The organism is Pseudolysinimonas sp. (assembly GCF_057350545.1).
Genome location: NZ_JBMRCP010000056.1, coordinates 24,453 through 45,728, shown reverse-complemented (window position 1 = coordinate 45,728; position 21,276 = coordinate 24,453). Strand labels below are relative to the sequence as shown.

Below are 21,276 nucleotides of genomic sequence, written 5' to 3'. Positions count from 1 at the left end.
AGACTGACTCCGTGGCCCGAGCCGAGGAGACGCCCGCCGAGGGCACGAAGCGTCCTGCGCCCAGTCGGCGCGTCCGCAAGGCCGCCGAGGTGGCCACCGCCGTCGCCCAGGCGGCCCCGGCGAAGCCCGACGACAAGGTCGCGTTCGGCATGCGCGTCGCCGCCGCGTGGTCGTGGCGCATCCTCATCGTGCTCGCCCTCATCGCGGTCTTCGGCTTCCTCATCGTGCAGCTGCGCTACGTCGCGGTGCCGTTCTTCATCGGGGTGCTGCTGGCTGCGCTGCTCGTGCCGTTCAGCAACTGGTTGCAGAGCAAGGGGTGGCCGAAGTGGCTCGCGGTGGCGGTCAACGAGATCGCCGTGATCGCCGTCATCGGTGGGCTCATCACCCTCATCGTGTTCCAGGTGCGCGCGGGATTCCCCGCGCTGCAGGCACGCACGATCGAGCGGTTCGAGGAGCTCAAGGCGTTCCTCGCGCAACCGCCGTACGACGTCAGCGAGGACGACATCCAGAACTACGTCGACGGGCTCTTCGCGAGCTTCGGCGACAACCTGTCGACGCTCATCGATCCGGCGCTCGAGATCGGTTCTCTCGGCGGTCACATCCTCGCCGGCTTCGTGCTCGCCCTCTTCACGACGCTCTTCATCCTCATCGACGGTCGCCGCATCTGGCAGTGGATCGTGAAGCTGTTCCCGAACAACGCGCGTGCCGCGGTCATCGGCGGGGGAGAGGCCGGCTGGATCACGCTCACGACCTTCGTGAAGGTGCAGATCGCCGTCGCGGCGATCGACGCGATCGGCATCGGCGTGGGTGCCTTCCTGCTCGGGGCGTTCACGGGCCGCGAGTTCCCGCTCGTGATCCCGATCGCGATCGCGGTCTTCCTCGCCTCGTTCGTGCCCGTCGTCGGTGCCGTGCTCTCGGGGGCGGTCGCCGTGTTCGTCGCCCTCGTCTTCCTCGGGCCGATCGAAGCGCTCGTCATGCTCGGCATCGTGATCCTCGTGCAGCAGGTCGAAGGGCACGTGCTGCAACCCCTGCTCATCGGGTCGGTCGTGAAGGTGCATCCACTTGCGGTCGTGCTCGCCGTCGCCGCCGGCGGCTTCACGGCGGGTATCCCCGGGGCGCTCTTCGCGGTGCCGCTCGTCGCCGTGCTCAACAACACCGTCAGCTACATCGCGCGCGGCGACTGGCGCACCAACCCGCACCCGACCGTCGCCGACGTCACCACGCAGCTTCCCGTCCCGGGGCGTCGACGTGCGGGCTGAACTCGACCGGGCGGCGCTCCCCGGACCGACCCTCGACGACTTCCACGCCGCGCGCGAGCGCGTCTCCGCCGTCGCCGAGGTGACCCCGATGGAGAGCTCGCGGTTCCTCTCCGAGATCGCCGGGCAGCAGGTGTTCCTCAAGACCGAGAACCTCCAGCGCACCGGGTCGTACAAGATCCGCGGCGCCTACAACCGGCTGTCGCAGCTGACCGCCGAGGAGCGCGCCCTCGGCGTCGTCGCCTCGTCGGCCGGTAACCACGCGCAGGGAGTCGCGCTCGCGGCTCGGGAACTCGGGATCCGCGCGACGATCTTCATGCCCAACGGCGTCGCGCTGCCGAAGCTGCAGGCGACTCAGGGCTACGGAGCCGACGTCGTGCTGCACGGCGACGTCTTCGACGAGACGAACGCCGCCGCCCAAGACTTCTGCCTGCGCACCGGCGCCGTGTTCATCCCGCCGTTCGACCACCCCGCCGTGATCGCCGGCCAGGGCACGGTCGCGCTCGAGATCCTCGAGCAGGTGCCCGACGTCGCCACCGTCATCGTGCCGATCGGTGGGGGCGGACTCATCTCCGGCATCGCGTCGGCCCTCGCGCTCGCCGCGCCCGACCGCGACATCCGCGTCATCGGCGTGCAGGCACGCAATGCGGCTCCGTACCCGGCATCGCTCGCCGCGGGCGAGATCCTGCCGGTCGTCGTCGGCCCGACGATCGCCGACGGCATCGCGGTCGCCCGACCGGGCACCCTCAACTTCGAGATCATCAGCCGCACGGTCGACGACGTCGTCACCGTGAGCGACGACGACATCGCCCGCGCCCTCGTCGTGCTGCTCGAGCGCGCGAAACTCGTCGTCGAACCCGCCGGTGGTGCGGGCGTCGCGGCCCTGCTCTCCGGCGATATGGAGCTCACGGGACCGACGGTCGTCGTCCTCTCCGGCGGCAACATCGACCCGATGATCATGGAGCGCGTCATCAGCCGCGGTCTCGTCGCCGACCGCCGTTACCTCAGGGTCGAGATCCCGCTCCCCGACCGACCCGGACAGCTCGCGCGCATCGCCGAGATCATCTCCGAGGCGAATGCCAACGTCGTCGAGGTGCTGCACACCCGGCACGGCACGGGGCTGCAGATCACCGAGGTCGGCATCGAGATCCACATGGAGACGAAGGGCACGCGGCACGCCGAAGAGGTGCTGCAGCATCTGCGGGACGCCGGCTACCGCCCGCGGGTCGACACGCGAGCCTGAGAGCTCAGCCCGTGTAGGTCTCCACCTTGACGACCTCGACGGAGATGTCCTTGCCCGACGGCGCGGTGAACGTCGTCGTCGCCCCGACCTTCAGCCCGAGGATCGCGACGGCGAGGGCGCTCGTCGCGGGGTAGACGTCGATGTCGCTCGCGTCGCCCGCGATCTCCCGGTTGCCGAGCAGGAAGCGCGACTCGCTGCCCGCGATCTTGGCGGTGACGACGGTGCCGATCTCGACGACGCCCGAGGCCGCGGGGGGCTCACCGACGACTGCGTCGCGCAGGAGCGCGGCGAGGGAGCGGATGCGCGCTTCGATCTGACCCTGCTGGTCTTTCGCGGCGTGGTAGCCGCCGTTCTCCTTGAGGTCGCCCTCTTCACGCGCGGCCTCGATCTTCTTGGCGATGTCGAGGCGTGCGGGACCTTCGAGCTCGGCGAGCTCGGCGGACAGGCGGTCGTAGGCCTCCTGGGTGAGCCAGGTGGTGGCGTCGGCGTCGGACATCGGGTGCTCCTTGCGGGATGAGGGGACGTGCCCCGGATAAAACGCGAGCCCGGCCGAAGCCGGGCAATCGCCCCATGCTAGGTCAGCCAGCAGCGGTAGATCAACCCGGTGACGGCCGGCTCTGTGACGCGTACGTTCTCGACGAACGAACGGGTGATCGTGTCTCCCGGGGCGAGCTCGACGATCCTCCAGCCGACGATGGCGAACTGCTCGTTGAGCGCTTGCAGGGCGCATGACACGGGCGTTCCGGGCTCGGTCGTGACCTCGAAGCGGATGTCGACGCTCGTGTCCGACTCCGTGAGCGCGCCGCCTCCCGGTGCGGTATAGCCCGTGTCGCGGGCTTCGAGACTCGCCGACGGGCTGAAGAGCCCGACCCAGACGACCCAGGCGACGACGACGAGCAGCACGCCGACGGCAGCGACGACCGCGAGCGTGAGACGTCGTCGTCGGTCGACGTCGGTGCGCCCATACCGCTCCGCGAGCGCTGAGTCGACCATCCTGCCTCCGTTACCCTGGACTACAGGTTAATCCGATCGGAAGGCTCCCCGTGCTCTGGCTGTCGACGCCCCCCGCGGGCGAGGAGATCGATCCGAACATCGTCACCCCTGGGGTCTGGGGGTTCGTGATCACCTTCGGCATCGTCGTCGTGGTCGTGCTGCTCATCGTCGACATGGTGCGTCGCACGCGTCGCGTCACCTACCGCGCGGCGATCAACGAGCAGCTGGATGCCGAAGAGGCCGCCGCGCGCGACGAGTGACTACCAGCCGAGCGGGTTCAGCACGATGAGCAGGATCGCCGTCCAGTGGCAGAGGAAGGCGATGACCGTGCAGGTGTGGAACAGCTCGTGGAAGCCGAATCGGCCCGGCCAGATGTTCGGCTTCTTGAAGCCGTAGAACATCGCGCCCGCGGTGTAGGAGAGGCCGCCGATGAGCACGAGCAGCATCGCGACCGGGTTGAACGACACGAGGTCGACGGCGTAGAACACCGCAGCCCAGCCGAGCCCGACATAGAGCGGCACGTACGACCAGCGCGGCGCGTGCACCCACACGACGCGGAACAGGATGCCGAGCAGCGCGACGGCCCAGACCGCGCACAGCAGCACGATGCCCTTGTCGAAGGGGAGGGCGCTCACCGCGAGCGGCGTGTAGGTGCCGGCGATGAGCACGAAGATGTTCGAGTGGTCGAGCCGGCGGAACACGGCCTTGACCTTCGGGCTCCAGTTGAACCGGTGGTAGACCGCGGAGACGCCGAACAGCAGGATCGACGACGCCATGAAGATCGCCGACGCGGCCTTCGCAGCGGCGCCGTCGGCGAGCACGATGAGCACGATGCCCGCGACGAGCGCGACGGGGGCCGTGGCGGCATGGATCCAACCGCGCCAGGTGGGCTTCTGCTCGTCGTCGGGATGCGCGATCGCGTCGTCGAGAAGGGGGATGTTGGGCAGATCGGGCTCGACCTCGGTCGATGCGGTGGGCATGCGGGGAGTGTACGGGGACTCGCGGTCAACACCCTGGGAGGCGTCGACTACCTTAGTCAGGTGCCACAACGGAAGGGCGCATCAGGCCGGGGCCTCTTGTATGGGCTCTACTCGGCTCGTCTGCGCAAGGAGCTCGCGGACCTCCCCCGACCCCACCACGTCGGCATGATCATCGACGGCAATCGACGGTGGGCGCGCGAGCAGGCGCTCGAGACGGCCGCGCACGGCCACCGCGCGGGGGCGGCCAAGATGCGCGAGTTCCTCGGCTGGTGCGACGCGCTCGGCATCCGTCACGTCACGATCTATCTGCTCTCGACCGACAATCTCACGGGCCGCGACGACACCGAGCTCAGGCAACTGTTCGAGATCATCGCCGACCTCGCCGACGATCTGTCGCGCGCTGCGGACTGGCGCATCCAGCACGTCGGCAATGCCGAGGGGCTGCCGCAGCAGCTCATCGACGTGCTGCAAGCGGCCGAAGACCGCACCGCCGGCAACGCGGGACTGCACGTCAACCTCGCGGTCGGCTACGGCGGGCGCCGGGAGATCGCGGATGCCATGCGCAGCATCGTGCGCCAGCACGGCAAGGGCGGCGGATCGATCGACGACCTCGCCGAGCTCCTCACCCCGGAGCTCATCGCCGAACACCTCTACACGCAGGGCCAGCCCGATCCCGACCTCATCATCCGCACGTCGGGTGAGCAGCGCCTTTCCGACTTCATGCTCTGGCAGAGCGCTCACAGCGAGTTCTACTTCCTCGAGTCCCTCGGCCCCGACCTCCGTGAGGTCGACTTCCTGCGCGCGCTGCGCGCCTACGCTACGAGGGATCGCCGTTACGGAGCCTGAGGCTCGTACTCGGTGATGCGCACCCCGGACTCGAACTCGCGGCTCGCGACGGGACGAAACCGTCGTAGGGCTGCCGTGCCCGAGAACAGCGGGATGCCCTCGCCCAGCACGAACGGATTGAGCTTGAGCACGAGGCGATCGATCTCGTCGACGAGCGCTCCCGCCAGCTCGCCGCCTCCGGCGAGGTAGATGCCCGTCCCGGGCTCGCGCTTGAGGGTTCGCACGGTGCCGACGGGGTCGCCGGTCGTCTCGATGCCGTCGGCCAGGTGGCGGGAGGAGCGCGTCGCGACGATCTGGCGGAGATGGGCGTAGGGATGGGTGATGCCGACGTCGAGGGCGGGCGTATATGTAAGCCAGCCCATGATCACGGTGTCGAAGCGGGAGCAATCGGCCTCCAGCCCGACGGCGGCCTGCACGTGGGTCGGAATGGTGTCGGTGAACTCGTGCATGAGCACCTCCATGTGGTCGCCCTCGACCGGGAACGCGCTCGCGTCGCCGTCGGGGGCCGCGATGAAGCCGTCGAGGGTGACGGCGACGTAGTAGGTCAGCGGGCGCATGCGACTCCAATCACGACAGATGTAGTACTTGAGTGATCGACAATGTACTACAGCCGTAGTGGGTGCCGCTAGACTCGGGCCATGGTGCGCAACGACGATCGGCGCCGCGAGTTGACGGATGCCGGCATCCACGTGCTGGCCCGCGAGGGAGCCCGCGGGCTCACCCACCGTGCCGTCGACGCCGCTGCCGCAGCTCCCGCGGGCACCGCGTCCAACTACTTCCGCACGCGCGCCGCCCTGCTCGACGCCCTCGTCGCACGGATCGGGGAACGGCTGGCGCCCGACCCCGTCGTGCACGCCGCCCTCGCCGAGCGCGCGCCCGACCGACAACTGTTCCGCGACTACATCCGGGACATCGTGTCGCGCCTCACCGCCGAACGCGACGTGACGCTCGCACTGTTCGAGCTGCGGCTCGAGGCCGCACGCCGCCCCGACGTGGCGGACGTGCTCGGCGGGTGGCTTCGGGCGGGGCTCGAGGGAGACGTGCGGTTCAACCGCGAGGCCGGCCTGCCCGGCGGCCGGACTGAGATCATCCTCCTCCACTACGCGATCGACGGGCTGCTGCTCGACCGGCTCACCACGTCGATCGACCCCGGAGCCGCAGCGGACGAGGCCGTCGAGGAGCTCGTCGATCGCCTGCTCGAATCGCCGCGTCGACCCCGAGTCGACACAATGGAGGGGCACATCGAGCGAGGAGAAGTGACGGCGTGAACCTGGGGGACTATCAGGCACGGTTCGGGGAGGAACCCGGCTACCTCGACTACGCGCGCCTCGCGCCGGTCGGCCGCACCGTGCTCGAGGAGCAGACGGCGCTGAGCGACACGCTGTCGCACCTGCGGTTCGGATCGACGGCCGCACTGCTGATGCAGCACGATCGGATGCGCGACGCGGTCGCCGCCGTCGGCGGATTCCGCCCCGACCAAGTCGTGTTCCAGCCCAACACATCCCAGGCTCTGATGCACGTCGCCTTCGGGTTGACCGGCGGGGTGGCGCTCTCGCCCACCGAGTTCCCGTCGCTCACCTTCGCCGCCTCGCGGGCATCCGACGCGCTCGGGGTGCTCCAGCCGCTCTGGCTCGAGACCGAGGACGGCAAGGTCACGCCGGGCAACCTGCGCGACCAGCTCACGTCATCGGTCGTCGCCGTCGCGGTGAGCCTCGTCGACTTCCGCACCGGGTTCCTCGTCGACCTCGAGGGCATCCGCCAGGTCATCGGCGACCGCCTGCTCATCGTCGACGCCATCCAGGGCTTCGGCGTCATCGATGCCCCCTACGAGGTCGCGGATGTCGTCGCCTCGGGTGGCCAGAAGTGGGTGCGCGCCGGGATGGGCACGGGCTTCCTCGCGCTGAGCGATCGCGCGCGCGAGCACCTCACGCCGGTGTGGTCGGGCTTCGTCGCGGGCGAGGAGGGTGCGTACGACCGCGTCACCCCGCCCGTCGCCGGAGCCGCCGCGTTCCAGATCAGCCACGCCGACCCCGTCGCCGCCGGTCGTCTCGCCGCCGCGCTCGAGGAGATCCAGCGCGTGGGGGTGCCGACCCTCAACGCGGCCATCGCCGAACGGGTGAGCCGCATCATCGACCTCGCCGACGAGTATGCGCTTCCGGTCGTCTCGCCGCGCGCGGAGGCGGAGCGCGCGGGAATCATCGTGGTGGAGCCCTCGCCCGAGCAGCTCACGCTTCTCGCAGCGTCGCTGCACAATCACGGCATCACGGCGACGATCCGCAACGATCGTGTGCGCTTCTCGGCTCACGCCACGACCGACGAGGAGACTTTCGCGATGCTGCGCGCAGCGCTCCTCTCTTACTCCACGTCGCTCTGAGGTTCGGGCGCAGAGCCGCGCCGGCGTCACGTTCGCACCCGACCGGATGCCGCCCGCCAGCACTGCTCGCGCACTCGGATCGCCTGCGCGACCGGCTCACGGCATCCACCTCTCCGTGAAGTTCACAGGTTCGTAACCGGCGCCCGGGGCGTGTCGGCACGGTGGAGTCTCCGGGGCGGGGTTAGCGTGACGACATCAGGCACGGCGCCTGGTCGGAACGGCCACATAAGTTCGTTCCGTGCTGAAGTGGCCGCTCCGAACACATACCGGGGGAACACCCGGGGATGGAGTGGGAGTGCCCGCGCTCGACAAGCCCCAGCAGAACACCACCACCGCAGCCTCGAAGGGCGGAGGTGGGAAGCCGAAGCAGGGGGAGCGTACGTTCGTCCTCGACACCTCGGTGCTGCTGAGCGATCCCAAGGCGATCTTCCGGTTCGCGGAGCACGCCGTCGTCCTTCCCGTCGTCGTCGTCACCGAGCTCGAGGCCAAGCGCAACGACCCCGAGATCGGCTACTTCGCCCGTCAGGCGCTGCGCAACCTCGACGAGTTGCGCCGTCAGCACGAGCGACTCGACTTCCCGATCGCCGCCGGGGAAGGCGGATCGATCCGAGTCGAGCTCAACCACTCGAACCAGTCGGTACTGCCCTCGGGGCTGCAGCTCGGCGACAACGACTCGCGCATCCTCGCCGTCGCGATGAACCTCGCGAATGACGGGCTCGACGTCACCGTCGTGTCGAAAGACCTTCCGATGCGCGTCAAGGCCGCGTCGATCGGCCTCACCGCCGAGGAGTACAAGGCCGAGCTCGCGGTCGACTCCGGCTACACCGGCATGGCCGATGTCGACCTCTCGTCGGAGCAGATGGCCGACCTCTACGAGACCGAGACGATGTCGTCGCGCGCCGTCGCCGATCTGCCGATCAACACGTCGCTCGTGGTGCACTCCGATCGCGGGTCTGCCCTCGGCCGGGTCTCCGGCAAGGGCGAGTTCAAGCTGGTGCGCGGTGATCGGGATGTCTTCGGGCTCCACGGTCGCAGCGCCGAGCAGCGCCTCGCGATCGACCTGCTGCTCGACCCGGAGATCGGCATCGTCTCCCTCGGCGGCCGCGCCGGCACGGGCAAGTCGGCGCTCGCGCTGTGCGCCGGACTCGAGGCCGTGCTCGAGAAGCAGCAGCACCGCAAGATCATGGTCTTCCGTCCGCTCTACGCGGTCGGCGGTCAGGAACTCGGCTACCTGCCCGGCGACAAGGACGAGAAGATGAACCCCTGGGGGCAGGCGGTCTTCGACACCCTCGGCGCCCTCGTGTCCGACAACGTGCTCGAGGAGGTCGTCGAACGCGGCATCCTCGAGGTGCTGCCGCTCACGCACATCCGCGGCCGGTCGCTGCACGACGCGTTCGTGATCGTCGACGAGGCGCAGTCGCTCGAGCGCAACGTGCTGCTCACGGTGCTCTCGAGGATCGGACAGAACTCCCGCGTCGTGCTCACCCACGACGTCGCCCAGCGCGACAACCTGCGGGTCGGACGCCACGACGGCGTCGCCTCGGTCATCGAGACGCTCAAGGGGCATCCGCTGTTCGCGCACATCACCCTCACCCGCTCGGAGCGCTCGGCCATCGCGGCCCTCGTGACCGAGATGCTGGAAGGCAACGAGCTGGCGTGAGGTGACGTCCACGCGGCGGCGGGTGGCTCTCGACGGGCCGCCCGCCGCCTCGCGACGATGAGGGGATGCAGCTCCTCCCGCTCTCCGAGGCCGACGGCTACGTCGAGCAGCTCTCGGTGCCCGACCTCTCCGTCGGGCTGTACCGCATCCCCGCCGGCGGCTCCGATCCGCAGTCGCCGCACACCGAGGACGAGATCTACGTCGTGCTCTCCGGTCGCGCGACGTTCACCGGCGACGACACGGGGTCGGTGCCGGTCGGGCCCGGCTCGGTGATCTTCGTGCCGGCGGGGGAGGGTCACCGCTTCCGCGACATCACCGAAGACCTCACCACGGTCGTCGTGTTCGGCCCTGCGGAGGGATCGCGCGCCTGACCGGCCGTCGCGGTTAGCATCCGGGCATGCGACGGATCGGGTGGCAGCTTCCGCTGACGCTCGCGCTCGGGGTGCTCGCGTGGTTCGCGATCGGCCCGCTGGTCGCCGCCATCCCGGCTCTCTACGTCGCCGCGGTGGCGCCGGAGCTCACGAGGATCGACCTGGCCGAACATCGGCTGCCGAACCGGCTCGTCGTGCCGGGGCTCGTCGTCGGACTGCTCGCGGTGGCCGGGTCGTGGGCGACGACCGGGGCCTTCCCGCTCGTGCCGCTCGTCGCCGGGTCGGCGTACGGCGGGATGCTGTTCCTGCTCGCGCTCACCGGGGGCATGGGGATGGGCGATGTGAAGCTCGCCGCAGTGCTGGGGCTCGCGTCGCCGACGGTGACCGTCGCGCTCGCGTCGCCGGTGATCGCGTTCCTGAGCGGCGGCGTCGTGTCGCTGGTCGTGCTGATGCGGCGGGGGAGGGCTGCGCGCATCCCGTTCGGACCGTTCCTGCTGCTCGGGTTCGTGGGCGCGCTCGTCGCGGTTTGCGCTCTATCTCTATATAGGTAGATTTGTGGGATGGAGCCGCTCAGCCGCCTCACCCCCGCCACCCTCGACGTGCTCGCGGCCCTGCTCGGCGAGCCCGAGCACATCTGGGGCCTGCGCATCGTCGGCCTCACGTCACGCCCGGCGGGCAGCGTCTACCCCATCCTGGAACGGCTCGAGCGCGCGGGGTGGGTCGACTCGGAATGGGAGGACGACCCCGACCGCAGCGGTCCACGGCGCCGGCTGTACCGCCTCACCGCCGACGGAGCGGAGGCCGCACGTGCGGCGGTCACCCGCGCGCCCGCGACCCGGCCGGCCATGCGTCCCGGGATGGCCGGCGCATGAGCGGGCTCTCCGGTGCCGTCGTGCGGCTCGCGGCACGCAGCCTTCCGGCACTCGTGCGAGCCCGCTATCGCGAGGAGTGGCTCGCCGACCTCGCGGGGGCCGACGAGGCGGGCGTCGCCCGATCTTCGATCGCACTCGGCGCGCTCTCGACGGCCGTGACGATCGACCGACTCCACCCGGCGGCTCTCGGGATGACGCTCTCCCGCGCGTTCGCGCTGCGGGTGCGCGCGGCGGCGGGATTCGGATTCGCGGCTGCGCTTCTCGCGATCGGCTCCGACGCGTACGCGGGCTTCCCGGGCCTCCCGGCGCTGGCCGCGGTCGTCGCCACCCTCGTCGCCGTGCTGGCCGTCGGTGCGGTCATCGCGACGGTCGGGGCGCTGCAGGTGGCGGTCGTCGCGCGGCGGCTCGGGGCGGCGATCCTCGTGGTGCTCGCGGCCCTCGCGCTGCTCGCGGTCGTGCTCTCGCGGGTCGGCGCCATGCTCGTCATCCTCGCGGCGGTGCCGGGCGTCGGCGGGCTCATCGCGCTCGCACTGCTGCTCACGGGAGGACGACGCGCCGTGCGGTGGTTCCGGGTCGCGGCGGGAGTGGTGGTGCCGGTCGTCGCATTCACCGTCGCAGCAGTCGGACTCGCGCACGTCTTCGTCTGGAACCCACTCGCCAAGCTGCCCGGCATGACCCTCGCCGAGGTCTACGCGGGTCTGGCGGCCGCAGGCGAGGGCCCCGGCGGCGGACCGACACCGTGGATCGTCGCGGTCGCGGTGCTCGTCGGTCTCGGCGCCGCCGCCTACTCGACGTTCGCGCTCGCGCCGGCGCGTCGCTGGGCACGGTTCCGCACTCGGCGGCGCCTGGTGGCGCTCGGTCTGCTTCTCGTGGGCGGCGTGGTCGCCCTCGTGTTCCTCCCGGGCTTCTCGATGGGCATGGGCATCGCCGACGCCTTCGCCACGAGCGGGGGCGATGCCGCGGGATCGGGCGCCGTGCTCGCGGTCATCGGGATGCTCGCCTTCGCCGGCTCGGTGCTCGTCTCGTTCGTCAGGATCGAGCCCGCGCCGCCCGAGGGGGCTCCCGCCCCGGTGTGAGCGTCGTCAGCCCGCCGCAGGGTCCGGGTCGCGCAGCCCGACCATGACCTCGGCCCAGCGGAGCAGGAACGCGGGCTCGTCGCGGCGGGTGCGCCGCAACCATCCCGTCACCTCGTCGTTGCTCTTGCTCGCATTGCACGATCGGCAGGCCGGTACGACGTTCTCGAGCGTGTAGCGGCCGCCCCGGGAGAGGGGGAGCACGCAGTCCTTCTGCAGGTCGTCGGCGACCACTCCGCAGTAGGCGCAGCATCCCCACGCGACGCGGATCGACATCCATTCGGCCGGCGTGAGGTCGTTGTCGGCCGCGAGGAACCGTCGGTAGCGTCGCCTGGCGGCGACGGCGCGGCGGGAGCGGTTGACGGGCACGCGGTCAGTGTCGCACCGCGGCCCGACGCTCGGCAGCTGCGCGCCCGCGAGTTGCCGGCGCGCCCCGATTCGATAACCTGACGACAACTCGACGACCGAAGGGCCCTCGATGGAGCGACGGAAGACCGCACGTGCGGTACAGGTAGTGGCTGCGGCTGCCGTGGTGGGAGCGGCCGTGGGGGTCGCAGTTCCCGCAATCGCCGCCGAATTCACGGTGCAGACGGCTGGCTGGGACTGGATCGAGGTGCACGACACCGCGCTCGGCATCTCCGACGCGACAGCGTTCCATCGCGACGTGCTCGGCAGCGGAGTCGTGCTCAAAGGCTGGACCGAGGATGCATTCGACGCGTACGACGGCGTCGACGGTTACCTGTCGAACCTGGGCTTCACGCATCAGGATCCGGGGCTGAGCAGCGTGCTCTCACCCGTGCCGGTGTCGTTCGTCAGCCATCCGGGCGGTGGCGCGACGGTGGTGTCGGTCGTCGAGGACTACGACCTCGGAGGCGGCGAGCTGCTCGACGTCGAGGTCACGCTCGACATCGAGGGAAGCTTCGCCCGATGGACGATCGTCGTCGACGACGGAGGCTCGGGTCTCGTCGAGAGCATCTGGGGAAGCGGCGAACTCGGGTCGCCGACCACGATCACGACGGTCGGCGGCAACGGGCTCGTCGTGTCCGGCCCGTCCGGGCTCGGTCCGGTGATCGGGTTCCACGTCGAGTCGGACGGGGTGAGCGACACCGTCGACGACGTCGACCCCGAGTACCCCGGCTTCGAGTCGTTCGGAGCCGCGACGATCGTCTACACGCTCGCGCTGCTCGAGTACGACCCGTGTGCAGAGAGCGCGGCGATCGCGCAGATGACGTCGCTCGTGCCCACGCTGTCGGCATCGTTCGGCGATGACCTGGCGCCCGTGCTCGCCGAGTGCGTGCTCGTCGCGCCGCCCGTCGCGATGCAGGCGGGAGCATCGACCGACCAGCTGCTCGAACTGACGCTCGACGGGGAACTGGCGGGTGGGCATCCCCGCCTCGACGGCGAGACCTACTTCGACTACCTCGACCTGTGGACGAGCGGGCTCGCGGTGCTGGCGCCCGACCTTCCCGCGGGCCTGACCCTCGAGGTCGTGGAGCACCCCGTCACCCTGCAACCCGCGTTGCGTCTCAGCGGCACACCGACGGAGGCGTTCACCGGCGATCTGCCGCTTCGCTTCTACGGCATCCGTAATTCTCCGGACTTCGCGGGCGAGCTGCCGGTGGCCGCCACCCTCGGCGTCGACATCGCCGCCGCCGATCCGCCGGAGGGCGAACTCGCCGCGGCCGGCGTCGACTCGCGCGTGCTCGTCACCACCGCCGCTGCGCTGCTCGCCGCGGGCGGGCTGGCCCTGTTCGTCAGCCGCCGGCTTGGAGCTGCGACGCCGCGGGGATGACGCGATCGCCGATTCCGGGTGGTCGTCGGAATCGCAGATTGCTGCCGGAAGACGCAGCAATGTGCAACTAACCCGACAAAACCCTCAGCCGGGGTGCGTCATCGACAGCACGTCGAGGGCGGTGTCGAGCTGCTCTTCGGTGAGCTCACCGCGCTCCACGTAGCCGAGGTCGATCACCGCTTCGCGCACCGTGAGGCCCTTCGCGACGGAGTGCTTCGCGATCTTCGCGGCGTTCTCGTAGCCGATGAACTTGTTGAGCGGGGTGACGATCGACGGGCTCGACTCGGCGAGGGCGCGGGCCCGCTCGACGTTCGCCTCGAGGCCGGCGACGGTCTTGTCGGCGAGGAGGCGCGAGCTGTTCGCGAGCAGACGGATCGACTCGAGCAGCGCCGTGCCCATGACCGGGATGGCGACGTTGAGCTCGAAGTTGCCGGTCGCGCCGGCCCAGGCGATCGTCGCGTCGTTGCCGATCACGCGCGCGCCGACCATGATCACGGCCTCCGGGATCACGGGGTTGACCTTGCCGGGCATGATCGACGAGCCCGGCTGCAGGTCGGGGATCGAGAGCTCGGCGAGACCCGTGTTCGGGCCCGACCCCATCCAGCGCAGGTCGTTGCAGATCTTGGTGAGCGAGACGGCGATGACACGCAGCGGACCGGATGCCTCGACGAGCCCGTCGCGCGCGCCCTGCGCCTCGAAGTGGTCGAGCGCCTCGGTGATCGGCAGGCCCGACGTCTCGGCGACGACCTCGATCACGCGGGCCGAGAAGCCGGCGGGGGTGTTGATGCCGGTGCCGGTCGCGGTTCCGCCGAGAGGCACCTCCGCGACGCGCGGGATGGATGCGTGGATGCGCTCGATGCCGAGTCGCACCTGGCGCGCGTAGCCGCCGAACTCCTGCCCGAGGGTGACGGGCGTCGCGTCCATGAGGTGGGTGCGTCCCGACTTGACGACGCCCTTCCACAGCTCGGCCTTCTGCTCCAACGCGACGGCGAGATGGTCGAGCGCCGGCACGAGATCGTTCAACAGAGCACCCGTCACGGCCACGTGCACCGAGGTCGGGAAGACGTCGTTCGACGACTGCGACATGTTGACGTGGTCGTTCGGGTGCACCTTGTCGCCGCGCTTCGCGGTGGCGAGGGTCGCGAGCACCTCGTTCATGTTCATGTTCGACGACGTGCCCGAACCGGTCTGGTAGGTGTCGACCGGGAACTGGTCGTGGTGGGCACCGCCGATGATCTCGTCGGCGGCCGCGACGATCGCGTCGGCGATCGACGCATCGAGGATGCCGAGCTCGCTGTTCACGACGGCGGCGGCGCGCTTGATGCGCGCGAGCGCGACGATCTGGCCGGGCTCGAGCCCCGAGCCCGAGATGGGGAAGTTCTCGACGGCGCGCTGGGTCTGCGCGGAGTAGAGGGCGGACGCGGGCACGCGCACCTCGCCCATGGTGTCGTGCTCGATGCGGAAGCCGGACGCGGTCTTCGGGGTCTCGGTGCTCACGGCGACGTGGCCTTTCGTAGGGGTTCTGGCGAAGGGTTGGTGGCGTGGCGGGTGACGCGGGTCAGGACTCGATGACACCCAGGACGACGCCCGGAACCACGCGACCCTCTTCGAGTCGGTAGTTCGCGCCGACGACAGCCAGCGTACCCGCGGCGACGGCGTCGGAGATGAGCTCGCTGCGCTCGACGAGCGCCTGCACGGTGCTCTCGAGGTGCTTCGCGCCGACCGTCTCGGGATCGCGCGACGCCGAGGCGCGCACAGCGGGCCGGATGCCGGCGATGTGCCCGGCGATGCGGGGCGGGAGGGGAGCGGCGTCGGCGGAGTCGAGGTCGATCGCCGCCTGCACCGCGCCGCACGCATCGTGGGCGAGCACGAGGATGAGGGGCGTGTCGAGCACGGACACGGCGTACTCGAGCGACGCGATCGCCGAGTCGGAGATCACCTGACCGGCGTTGCGCACGACGAAGAGGTCGCCGAGCCCCTTGTCGAAGATGATCTCCGCCGCGAGACGCGAGTCGGAGCACCCGAACAGGGCGACCTGCGGCGACTGTCCACCCGCGAGTTCGGCGCGGCGTTCCGCGTCCTGCCGGGGATGCGCGGGCTCGCCCGCGACGAAACGCTCGTTGCCGCGCGCCATCTCGCGCCAGACGTCGGCCGGGGTGCGGCGCACGGTCATGACAGCGACTCCGCGACGGCGGCGGCGAGGGTCTCGAACTCGTCGTCGGAGGCGGTGCCGCCGAGCACGACCGTCGACGTGTCGACGGTGGTCGCGAGCGCGTACTCGAGGTTGCCCGGGTCGTCGTTCTCGCGGCGGTCGTAGCGGTCCCACGTGAGTCCGCCGATGCGTGCGGTGCCTTCGGCCCGTTCATTCGCGACCTCGGCCGCGAGCCACGAATCGTTCGCATCGACACCCTGCACGAGGCCGATGTAGGCGCCGTCGGGGGTCAGGAAACCGATCTCCCACCGCACGACGCCGTCGGCGGGGTCCGAGACGAGACGCGCACGGTTCGCCGACCACCCCTCGGGCAGCTCGGGCACGGCGAGGTTCTCATCGATCGACTGCTGCGACGTCTCGCCGACGGCGATCCAGTCGATCGTGGGGCGCTGCATGTCGGGGCGCACGACCACGACGACGATGAGGATCACGAGCCCGAGCGAGGCGAGCAGCGCGATGACGAGGTTGAAGGTGGTCTGGTTGGCGCGACGCGCGGCGCGGCGCTCCTCGATGGTCGGCGCCGACTCTTGAGCAGGTAGCGTCACGAGGCGCTCTCCGGCGACGCCGGTCCGCCGGGGGCGTTGCGGGCGGCGTCGAGTCGCGCCTTCGCCCCGATGAGCCACTCCTCGCAGCGTTTCGCAAGGGCCTCGCCGCGTTCCCAGAGGGCGAGCGACTCCTCGAGCGACACGCCGCCCTGCTCGAGCGCGGAGACGACCTTCACGAGCTCGTCGCGGGCCTGCTCGTAGGAGAGGTCGGCGAGGTCGGACACGGCCTCCACCTTACCCAGCGCCGTCGACGGTCGCGGCGACCTCGCCATCGCTGAGGGTGAGCCGCACGCGGGCGCCGGCTGTGGCATCCGCGGCTCGGCGCAGCACCGCACCCGACTCGAGTCTCGGGATGGCGTAGCCGCGTTCGAGCGTCGCCTGCGGTGAGAGGGCGCGCAGCTGGCCGCGCAGCTCGACGACCCGCTGGCCGGCGCGTTCGAGGGCGTAGTCGACGAGCTCGGAACCGCGCGCGACCCATCGGGTGAGCTCCTCGGCGCGATCGGTCACGAGGCGACCGGGGTCGGCCATCACCGGGCGGGAGCGCAGATGTCCGATCCTGTCGATCTCGGCCGTGACCTGGCCGGTGACACGCATCGCCATCCGGCCGCGGGCCTGACGCACGCGCGCGAGTTCGTCGGCGATGTCGGGCACGACGCGTTTGGCGGCGTCGGTCGGCGTGGAGGCGCGCAGATCGGCGACGTCGTCGAGCAGCGGACGGTCGGCCTCGTGCCCGATCGCGCTCACGACCGGCGTGGGGCACTCGGCGACCGCGCGAAGCAGCCGCTCGTCGCTGAACGGCAGCAGGTTCTGGAAGTCGCCGCCGCCGCGCGCGACGATGATGACGTCGACTTCGGGGTCTTTATCGAGCGACCTGATCGCGCCGATCACATCCGAGACGGCGCGGTCGCCCTGCACCGACGCGTACCGGATGCGGAACTGCACGGCGGGCCAGCGCAGCTGGGCGTTGCGCAGCACGTCCTTCTCGGCATCCGAGTCCTTGCCCGTCACGAGGCCGATGCACCGCGGCAAGAACGGCAGCCGCTGTTTGCGCTCGAGCGCGAACAGACCTTCGTCGGCGAGCGTGCGTCGCAGCGCCTCGAGCTTGGCGAGCAGGTCGCCGATGCCGACATGGCGGATGTCGTAGACCTGCATCGTGAGGGTGCCGCCCTTGGGCCACCACTCCGCCTTCACGAGCGCGACGACGCGGTCGCCCTGGCGGAACTCCTCCTTGAGCTTCATGAGCGTCGTCGACCACACGCGGAAGGAGAGCGTGACGTCGGCCTCGAGGTCTTTGAGCTTGCCGTACGCGTTGCCGCCCGAAGCCCCCCACTGGGTGATCTCGCCTTCGACCCACACGGTGCCGAGGCGGTCGATGTAGTCCTTGAGCTTTCCCGACATGACCGCGACGGGCCACGGCGCCTCGGGGGAGGAGCGCTCGGGCTCGGCGCTCTGCTGTCCGGAAGGCACGCACCGAGGCTAGCCGAGCCCGCCGTCCTCCCAGCCGAGCTGGGGAGGGCTCCGTAGAATCGACGCATGGCCGGCATCACGAACGGCGCGGTCGTCGTCGAGACCCCCCGCGCTCCCGCGGTCCGCGGGCGACTCGTCGACCATCCCGTCGCAGGGGGCAAGCGCGTGCTGCTCGCCGCCCCGCGCGGCTATTGCGCCGGCGTCGACCGCGCGGTGATCGCCGTCGAGAAGGCGCTCGAGAACTTCGGCGCCCCGGTCTACGTGCGCAAGCAGATCGTCCACAACGTGCACGTCGTGAGCACGCTCGAGAAGAGCGGTGCCATCTTCGTCGACGACGTCGACGAAGTGCCGCACGGCGCCCACGTCGTCTTCTCGGCGCACGGCGTCTCGCCCGCCGTCGTGCAGGGCGCCGCCGACCGCGGGCTCCAGGCGATCGACGCCACCTGCCCCCTCGTCACCAAGGTGCACCGCGAGGCGACGCGTTTCGCGAAGCAGGACCTCGACATCCTCCTGATCGGTCACACCGGTCACGAAGAGGTCGAAGGCACGATGGGGCACGCGCCCGAGCGCACCACCCTCGTCACCTCGCCCGACGACGTCGACTCGCTCGTCGTGCGCGACCCCGACAACCTCGTCTGGATCTCGCAGACCACGCTCTCCGTCGACGAGACCATGGAGACGGTGCGCCGGCTGCGCGAGCGCTTCCCGAACCTCCAGGACCCGCCGAGCGACGACATCTGCTACGCCACCCAGAACCGTCAGGTCGCGATCAAGAAGGTCGCGCCGGCCGCCGACCTCGTGATCGTCGTGGGATCGGCCAACTCCTCGAACTCGGTACGACTCGTCGAGGTCGCGCTCGAGCACGGGGCGAAGGCCGCGCACCGCGTCGACTACGCGAGCGAGATCCGGCAGGAGTGGCTCGACGGGGTGTCGACGGTCGGGGTCACGAGCGGTGCGAGCGTGCCCGAGGTGCTCGTCCGCGAGGTGCTCGACGATCTCGCGGATGCCGGCTACCGCGAGGTCGAAGAGGTGACGACGGCGGAGGAGGACCTCATGTTCTCGCTCCCCAAGGAACTGCGCAGGGATGCCGACGGCAACCCCGACGAGCGCGGACTCGGCGGACGCACCCGTCGCCTCGACTGGCAGAGCTGAGCTTCCGCGTGCGCGTCCGCGTCCTGCCGCGCGAGACGGCGGCCGCCGTCATCACGGGGGCGGTCTCGGCGATGGGCTGGGCGGTCGCGGCGGCGACGATCGTGCTCACCGTCCCGGTGCTGATCGAGACCCTCGCCGCGCGCGGCCGGCTCGGCGATCTGCCGCTGCCGCTGCTGCTGCTCGCCGTGATCCTGGGAGGTATCGTCGCGGTCGCGCTGCGGCCGAGGCGCTGGGTCGTTCTCGTCTACTTCGTCGTCGCGGGCGCGGCCACCGTGGGCTACGAGGTCGCGCTGCTCGTCGGCGATCCGGGCATCGTCGAGGCCTCCCCGTACGTCGTCAATCGGCCGACCCTCGCCCTCGTGCTCGTCGGCATCCCGGCGACGCGCGCGCTCGTCGGCATCGGCTGGTCGTTCCTCGGATTCCTCGTCGCGGTCGTCGTCGGACTGGTGGCGGCGCGCATCGTCGAACAGCAGTTCCAGCCGGGCTTCGGCCCGCTCATGGTCTTCCTGCTCGCGAGTGTCGCGTACCTGACCCTCGCGGCCGTGCAGCTGCGCATCCGACGGCGCGTGCCCAACTTCGATGAGCTCGAGGCGGAGACGCGCGCACTCGCCCACGGCGAAGACCTCGCCCGTCGCACGACGGCGGTCGTGCACGACACCCTGCTCAACGATCTCGCCGTCGTCATGAACGCCCCCGACCAGCTCGCCCCGGCCGCGCGCGACCGGCTGCTCGCCGATCTCGACACCCTCCGCGGTGCCGACTGGATCTCCGCGGCCGCCGACACCGAGGCGCTCGACGAAGACGAGGCTGAGCTGCGCAACGATTTCATGCGGCTCGCGAGCGAGTTCCAGTGGCGCGGGCTCAGCCTGCACTTCACCGGCGACCGGAACGCGAACTACCGGGTGCAAAGCGATGTCGCGGCGGCGCTGCTCTCCGCGACACGCGCGAGCCTCGAGAACGTGGCCCGCCACTCCGGCACGTCGAGCGCGGAGGTCGAGATCATCGCGTCGCCGGGCACGGTGACCGTCATGATCACCGACCAGGGTGCGGGCTTCGATCCCGCCGAGATCGGTCCCGACCGTCTCGGGCTGCGCGCCTCGGTCGTCGAGCGGATGGCCGCGGTCGGCGGCAACGCGAAGTTCTGGTCGGCTCCCGGCCAGGGCACCTCGGTCGTCATCACGGCCCCGGCTCTCGAGGAGGACGAGGAATGAGACCTCTCGTCTTCGACCGCCGGTTCTGGAACCTCTCCGCCCAGGAGGCCGACCCGCTGAGCTGGTTCACCGGCTCGCTCGTGCCGCTCGTCTTCGCCGGACTCAACCTCGCCTACGGCATCACGTTCGCGATCGCGACGTGGAGTGCGAGCAAGCAGCCCGTGCTGCAGATCGTGGGAGTGCTGCTGTGCGCGGCTTCGTGCGTGCTCGTGCACGTGCTGACGCGGCCGATGAGGCGACGGCTCGGCTGGGGCGGCGCCTCGATCGCCGTCGCGATCGCCGTCGTCGGGTTCGGCATCTCGGCGCTCGGCTACGCGGGCACCGCCCTCTCGATCGAGCTCTGGTGGGCTCCGTTCGGCCTCGCGCTCGCGATCGGCAGCCTCGGCCCCTACCTCCCCGCGCGCGCCCTCATCCTGCTCGGCACGGCGGCGGCGCTCGTGGCGGTGCCCTTCGCCTGGGTCACGGTGCGCGAACATCCGCTTCCCTGGGGTCCTGTCTCCACCGCCCTCATCATCGCGTCGCCGATCGTGAGCGGCGTCGTGGCGCTGTCGGCGTTCTCGCTCGCCGTCGTGTCGCGCACCGTGCCGCTCATCGAGCGGCGCACGCAGTCGATGCTGTCACTCGATGCGCCCCGCGGGGCGAGCAACGAGGCCGCCGAACGCGAGCGGCTCTCTGTGCTCATCTCACGTGCGGCGCCGTTCATCGAGCAGATCGCGCGCGACGGCGTGGTGCGTCCCGCCGACCGCACCCTCGCCGGTCAGCTCGCCCGTCGGCTGCGTGACGACCTCGTGACGCAGTCGAACCTCTCGTGGCTCGATTCGGTCGCCCACGACCGGCTGGTCATCGTCGATCCCGACCACCAGGCGGGGATCATGCGCGCCGCCCAGCGCACGGCGCTTCGAGCGCTCATCCGTGCGATCCTCGCGACGCCGGGCACCGACGCCGGGTCGCTCCTCGTCGAACTCCGCGCGCATCCGGACGGGTCGACCGCGGTCGGCGTCTCGCTCGACTTCGAGCTGCCCGAGGGGCGGCGCATCATGCACCTCGCGCCCTACTACCTCGCGCTGCGCGGCAGCGTCGACGACCTGCAGTGGAGCGACGACAGGTTCCTGCGCGTCACGTTCAACCTCCCCGCGGAAGACGCGGGCCCGAAATCGGTCGTCGAGTAGCCGCGCAGCGGCGTGTCGAGACGCGCGAGGTGGTCTCGACACGCGCCCAGGGGCGCTACT

General features: G+C 70.5%; 25 protein-coding genes. 15 read left to right on the top strand and 10 right to left on the bottom strand.

What is annotated here, in order from left to right; genetic code table 11:
* Positions 1-11 precede the first annotated feature (11 nt).
* Positions 12-1,259 (top strand): AI-2E family transporter, encoded by a 1,248-nt coding sequence (locus tag ACO1X9_RS07940; protein ID WP_486350283.1) that lies wholly within the window; start codon positions 12-14, stop codon positions 1,257-1,259.
* On the top strand, positions 1,249-2,499 hold the full coding sequence (gene ilvA, locus ACO1X9_RS07935) for a threonine ammonia-lyase (protein ID WP_486350282.1): 1,251 nt from the start codon (positions 1,249-1,251) through the stop codon (positions 2,497-2,499). The genes ACO1X9_RS07940 and ilvA overlap by 11 nt, the downstream gene beginning before the upstream one ends.
* Before the next feature lie 4 nt (positions 2,500-2,503).
* Here the strand turns inward: ilvA and greA are convergent, their stop codons facing one another.
* Positions 2,504-2,995 (bottom strand): transcription elongation factor GreA, encoded by a 492-nt coding sequence (gene greA, locus ACO1X9_RS07930; RefSeq protein WP_486350281.1) that lies wholly within the window; start codon positions 2,993-2,995, stop codon positions 2,504-2,506.
* 77 nt (positions 2,996-3,072) lie between these two features.
* Positions 3,073-3,492 (bottom strand): DUF4307 domain-containing protein, encoded by a 420-nt coding sequence (locus tag ACO1X9_RS07925; protein ID WP_486350280.1) that lies wholly within the window; start codon positions 3,490-3,492, stop codon positions 3,073-3,075.
* Positions 3,493-3,542: 50 nt separating this feature from the next.
* Here ACO1X9_RS07925 and ACO1X9_RS07920 point away from each other — a divergent pair, with 50 nt between their 5' ends.
* Entirely contained in the window at positions 3,543-3,752 is a 210-nt protein-coding gene (locus tag ACO1X9_RS07920) for a hypothetical protein (protein WP_486350279.1), read from the top strand.
* On the opposite strand, the gene trhA is transcribed toward ACO1X9_RS07920, so the two are convergent.
* Complete coding sequence (gene trhA / locus ACO1X9_RS07915) at positions 3,753-4,472, bottom strand: PAQR family membrane homeostasis protein TrhA (RefSeq protein ID WP_486350278.1); 720 nt, start codon at positions 4,470-4,472, stop codon at positions 3,753-3,755.
* A 60-nt stretch (positions 4,473-4,532) separates the two neighbouring features.
* Here trhA and ACO1X9_RS07910 point away from each other — a divergent pair, with 60 nt between their 5' ends.
* Positions 4,533-5,318 carry an isoprenyl transferase gene (locus tag ACO1X9_RS07910; RefSeq protein WP_486350277.1) on the top strand — a complete coding sequence of 262 codons (786 nt, stop codon included), beginning with the start codon at positions 4,533-4,535 and terminating at the stop codon, positions 5,316-5,318.
* Here the strand turns inward: ACO1X9_RS07910 and ACO1X9_RS07905 are convergent.
* Entirely contained in the window at positions 5,306-5,875 is a 570-nt protein-coding gene (locus ACO1X9_RS07905; protein WP_486350276.1) for a dihydrofolate reductase family protein, read from the bottom strand. The two genes, ACO1X9_RS07910 and ACO1X9_RS07905, sit on opposite strands and share 13 nt — an antisense overlap.
* An 81-nt stretch (positions 5,876-5,956) precedes the next feature.
* Between ACO1X9_RS07905 and ACO1X9_RS07900 the strand changes: the two genes are divergently transcribed.
* From ACO1X9_RS07900 to ACO1X9_RS07870, 7 genes are all read left to right on the top strand, one after another.
* Positions 5,957-6,586, top strand: a complete 630-nt coding sequence (locus ACO1X9_RS07900; RefSeq protein ID WP_486350275.1) for a TetR/AcrR family transcriptional regulator — start codon at positions 5,957-5,959, stop codon at positions 6,584-6,586.
* Positions 6,583-7,692 carry an aminotransferase class V-fold PLP-dependent enzyme gene (locus ACO1X9_RS07895; RefSeq protein ID WP_486350274.1) on the top strand — a complete coding sequence of 370 codons (1,110 nt, stop codon included), beginning with the start codon at positions 6,583-6,585 and terminating at the stop codon, positions 7,690-7,692. The genes ACO1X9_RS07900 and ACO1X9_RS07895 overlap by 4 nt, the downstream gene beginning before the upstream one ends.
* 295 nt (positions 7,693-7,987) lie before the next feature.
* Positions 7,988-9,352 carry an RNA 5'-3' helicase PhoH2 gene (gene phoH2, locus ACO1X9_RS07890; protein ID WP_486350273.1) on the top strand — a complete coding sequence of 455 codons (1,365 nt, stop codon included), beginning with the start codon at positions 7,988-7,990 and terminating at the stop codon, positions 9,350-9,352.
* A 65-nt stretch (positions 9,353-9,417) separates the two neighbouring features.
* The gene (locus tag ACO1X9_RS07885; RefSeq protein ID WP_486350272.1) at positions 9,418-9,723 is read left to right on the top strand and encodes a cupin domain-containing protein; all 306 of its coding nucleotides are present in this window, start codon (positions 9,418-9,420) and stop codon (positions 9,721-9,723) included.
* A gap of 26 nt (positions 9,724-9,749) precedes the next feature.
* Positions 9,750-10,274 carry a prepilin peptidase gene (locus tag ACO1X9_RS07880; RefSeq protein ID WP_486350271.1) on the top strand — a complete coding sequence of 175 codons (525 nt, stop codon included), beginning with the start codon at positions 9,750-9,752 and terminating at the stop codon, positions 10,272-10,274.
* Between the two features lie 9 nt (positions 10,275-10,283).
* Positions 10,284-10,595, top strand: a complete 312-nt coding sequence (locus tag ACO1X9_RS07875) for a PadR family transcriptional regulator (protein WP_486350270.1) — start codon at positions 10,284-10,286, stop codon at positions 10,593-10,595.
* Complete coding sequence (locus tag ACO1X9_RS07870) at positions 10,592-11,671, top strand: hypothetical protein (protein ID WP_486350269.1); 1,080 nt, start codon at positions 10,592-10,594, stop codon at positions 11,669-11,671. The genes ACO1X9_RS07875 and ACO1X9_RS07870 overlap by 4 nt, the downstream gene beginning before the upstream one ends.
* Before the next feature lie 6 nt (positions 11,672-11,677).
* On the opposite strand, the gene ACO1X9_RS07865 is transcribed toward ACO1X9_RS07870, so the two are convergent.
* Positions 11,678-12,037 (bottom strand): HNH endonuclease, encoded by a 360-nt coding sequence (locus ACO1X9_RS07865; protein ID WP_486350268.1) that lies wholly within the window; start codon positions 12,035-12,037, stop codon positions 11,678-11,680.
* A gap of 145 nt (positions 12,038-12,182) precedes the next feature.
* Here ACO1X9_RS07865 and ACO1X9_RS07860 point away from each other — a divergent pair, with 145 nt between their 5' ends.
* Positions 12,183-13,460: a hypothetical protein gene (locus ACO1X9_RS07860; protein WP_486350267.1), complete on the top strand. Its 1,278-nt coding sequence runs from the start codon at positions 12,183-12,185 to the stop codon at positions 13,458-13,460.
* 84 nt (positions 13,461-13,544) lie between these two features.
* Here the strand turns inward: ACO1X9_RS07860 and ACO1X9_RS07855 are convergent, their stop codons facing one another.
* The 5 genes from ACO1X9_RS07855 to xseA form a co-directional block, all read right to left on the bottom strand.
* Complete coding sequence (locus ACO1X9_RS07855) at positions 13,545-14,957, bottom strand: class II fumarate hydratase (protein WP_486350266.1); 1,413 nt, start codon at positions 14,955-14,957, stop codon at positions 13,545-13,547.
* Positions 14,958-15,018: 61 nt separating this feature from the next.
* Positions 15,019-15,633 (bottom strand): carbonic anhydrase, encoded by a 615-nt coding sequence (locus ACO1X9_RS07850; RefSeq protein ID WP_486350265.1) that lies wholly within the window; start codon positions 15,631-15,633, stop codon positions 15,019-15,021.
* Positions 15,630-16,217: a DUF4245 domain-containing protein gene (locus ACO1X9_RS07845; protein WP_486350264.1), complete on the bottom strand. Its 588-nt coding sequence runs from the start codon at positions 16,215-16,217 to the stop codon at positions 15,630-15,632. Before ACO1X9_RS07845 ends, ACO1X9_RS07850 begins: the two co-directional genes overlap by 4 nt.
* A complete protein-coding gene (locus ACO1X9_RS07840) occupies positions 16,214-16,489 on the bottom strand; it encodes an exodeoxyribonuclease VII small subunit (protein WP_486350263.1) in 276 nt (91 codons plus the stop codon). Before ACO1X9_RS07840 ends, ACO1X9_RS07845 begins: the two co-directional genes overlap by 4 nt.
* On the bottom strand, positions 16,452-17,615 hold the full coding sequence (gene xseA / locus ACO1X9_RS07835; RefSeq protein WP_486350291.1) for an exodeoxyribonuclease VII large subunit: 1,164 nt from the start codon (positions 17,613-17,615) through the stop codon (positions 16,452-16,454). The genes ACO1X9_RS07840 and xseA overlap by 38 nt, the downstream gene beginning before the upstream one ends.
* Before the next feature lie 135 nt (positions 17,616-17,750).
* Here xseA and ACO1X9_RS07830 point away from each other — a divergent pair, with 135 nt between their 5' ends.
* From ACO1X9_RS07830 to ACO1X9_RS07820, 3 genes are read left to right on the top strand one after another with little or no spacing between them, the layout of a single operon-like run.
* On the top strand, positions 17,751-18,836 hold the full coding sequence (locus tag ACO1X9_RS07830) for a 4-hydroxy-3-methylbut-2-enyl diphosphate reductase (protein ID WP_486350262.1): 1,086 nt from the start codon (positions 17,751-17,753) through the stop codon (positions 18,834-18,836).
* Positions 18,837-18,844: 8 nt separating this feature from the next.
* Positions 18,845-20,047: a sensor histidine kinase gene (locus ACO1X9_RS07825; protein WP_486350261.1), complete on the top strand. Its 1,203-nt coding sequence runs from the start codon at positions 18,845-18,847 to the stop codon at positions 20,045-20,047.
* Entirely contained in the window at positions 20,044-21,216 is a 1,173-nt protein-coding gene (locus ACO1X9_RS07820; protein ID WP_486350260.1) for a hypothetical protein, read from the top strand. The genes ACO1X9_RS07825 and ACO1X9_RS07820 overlap by 4 nt, the downstream gene beginning before the upstream one ends.
* Positions 21,217-21,276 lie beyond the last annotated feature (60 nt).

What these genes read in the sequence shown, in the direction of transcription:
- greA (WP_486350281.1), bottom strand. Translation starts at nt 2,995, where the DNA reads ATGTCCGACGCCGACGCCACCACCTGGCTCACCCAGGAGGCCTACGAC.
- ACO1X9_RS07885 (WP_486350272.1), top strand. Translation starts at nt 9,418, where the DNA reads ATGCAGCTCCTCCCGCTCTCCGAGGCCGACGGCTACGTCGAGCAGCTC.
- ACO1X9_RS07870 (WP_486350269.1), top strand. Translation starts at nt 10,592, where the DNA reads ATGAGCGGGCTCTCCGGTGCCGTCGTGCGGCTCGCGGCACGCAGCCTT.
- ACO1X9_RS07880 (WP_486350271.1), top strand. Translation starts at nt 9,750, where the DNA reads ATGCGACGGATCGGGTGGCAGCTTCCGCTGACGCTCGCGCTCGGGGTG.
- ACO1X9_RS07850 (WP_486350265.1), bottom strand. Translation starts at nt 15,633, where the DNA reads ATGACCGTGCGCCGCACCCCGGCCGACGTCTGGCGCGAGATGGCGCGC.
- ACO1X9_RS07905 (WP_486350276.1), bottom strand. Translation starts at nt 5,875, where the DNA reads ATGCGCCCGCTGACCTACTACGTCGCCGTCACCCTCGACGGCTTCATC.
- ACO1X9_RS07820 (WP_486350260.1), top strand. Translation starts at nt 20,044, where the DNA reads ATGAGACCTCTCGTCTTCGACCGCCGGTTCTGGAACCTCTCCGCCCAG.
- trhA (WP_486350278.1), bottom strand. Translation starts at nt 4,472, where the DNA reads ATGCCCACCGCATCGACCGAGGTCGAGCCCGATCTGCCCAACATCCCC.
- ACO1X9_RS07840 (WP_486350263.1), bottom strand. Translation starts at nt 16,489, where the DNA reads ATGGCGAGGTCGCCGCGACCGTCGACGGCGCTGGGTAAGGTGGAGGCC.
- ACO1X9_RS07925 (WP_486350280.1), bottom strand. Translation starts at nt 3,492, where the DNA reads ATGGTCGACTCAGCGCTCGCGGAGCGGTATGGGCGCACCGACGTCGAC.
- ACO1X9_RS07830 (WP_486350262.1), top strand. Translation starts at nt 17,751, where the DNA reads ATGGCCGGCATCACGAACGGCGCGGTCGTCGTCGAGACCCCCCGCGCT.
- xseA (WP_486350291.1), bottom strand. Translation starts at nt 17,615, where the DNA reads ATGTCGGGAAAGCTCAAGGACTACATCGACCGCCTCGGCACCGTGTGG.
- ACO1X9_RS07875 (WP_486350270.1), top strand. Translation starts at nt 10,284, where the DNA reads ATGGAGCCGCTCAGCCGCCTCACCCCCGCCACCCTCGACGTGCTCGCG.
- ACO1X9_RS07900 (WP_486350275.1), top strand. Translation starts at nt 5,957, where the DNA reads ATGGTGCGCAACGACGATCGGCGCCGCGAGTTGACGGATGCCGGCATC.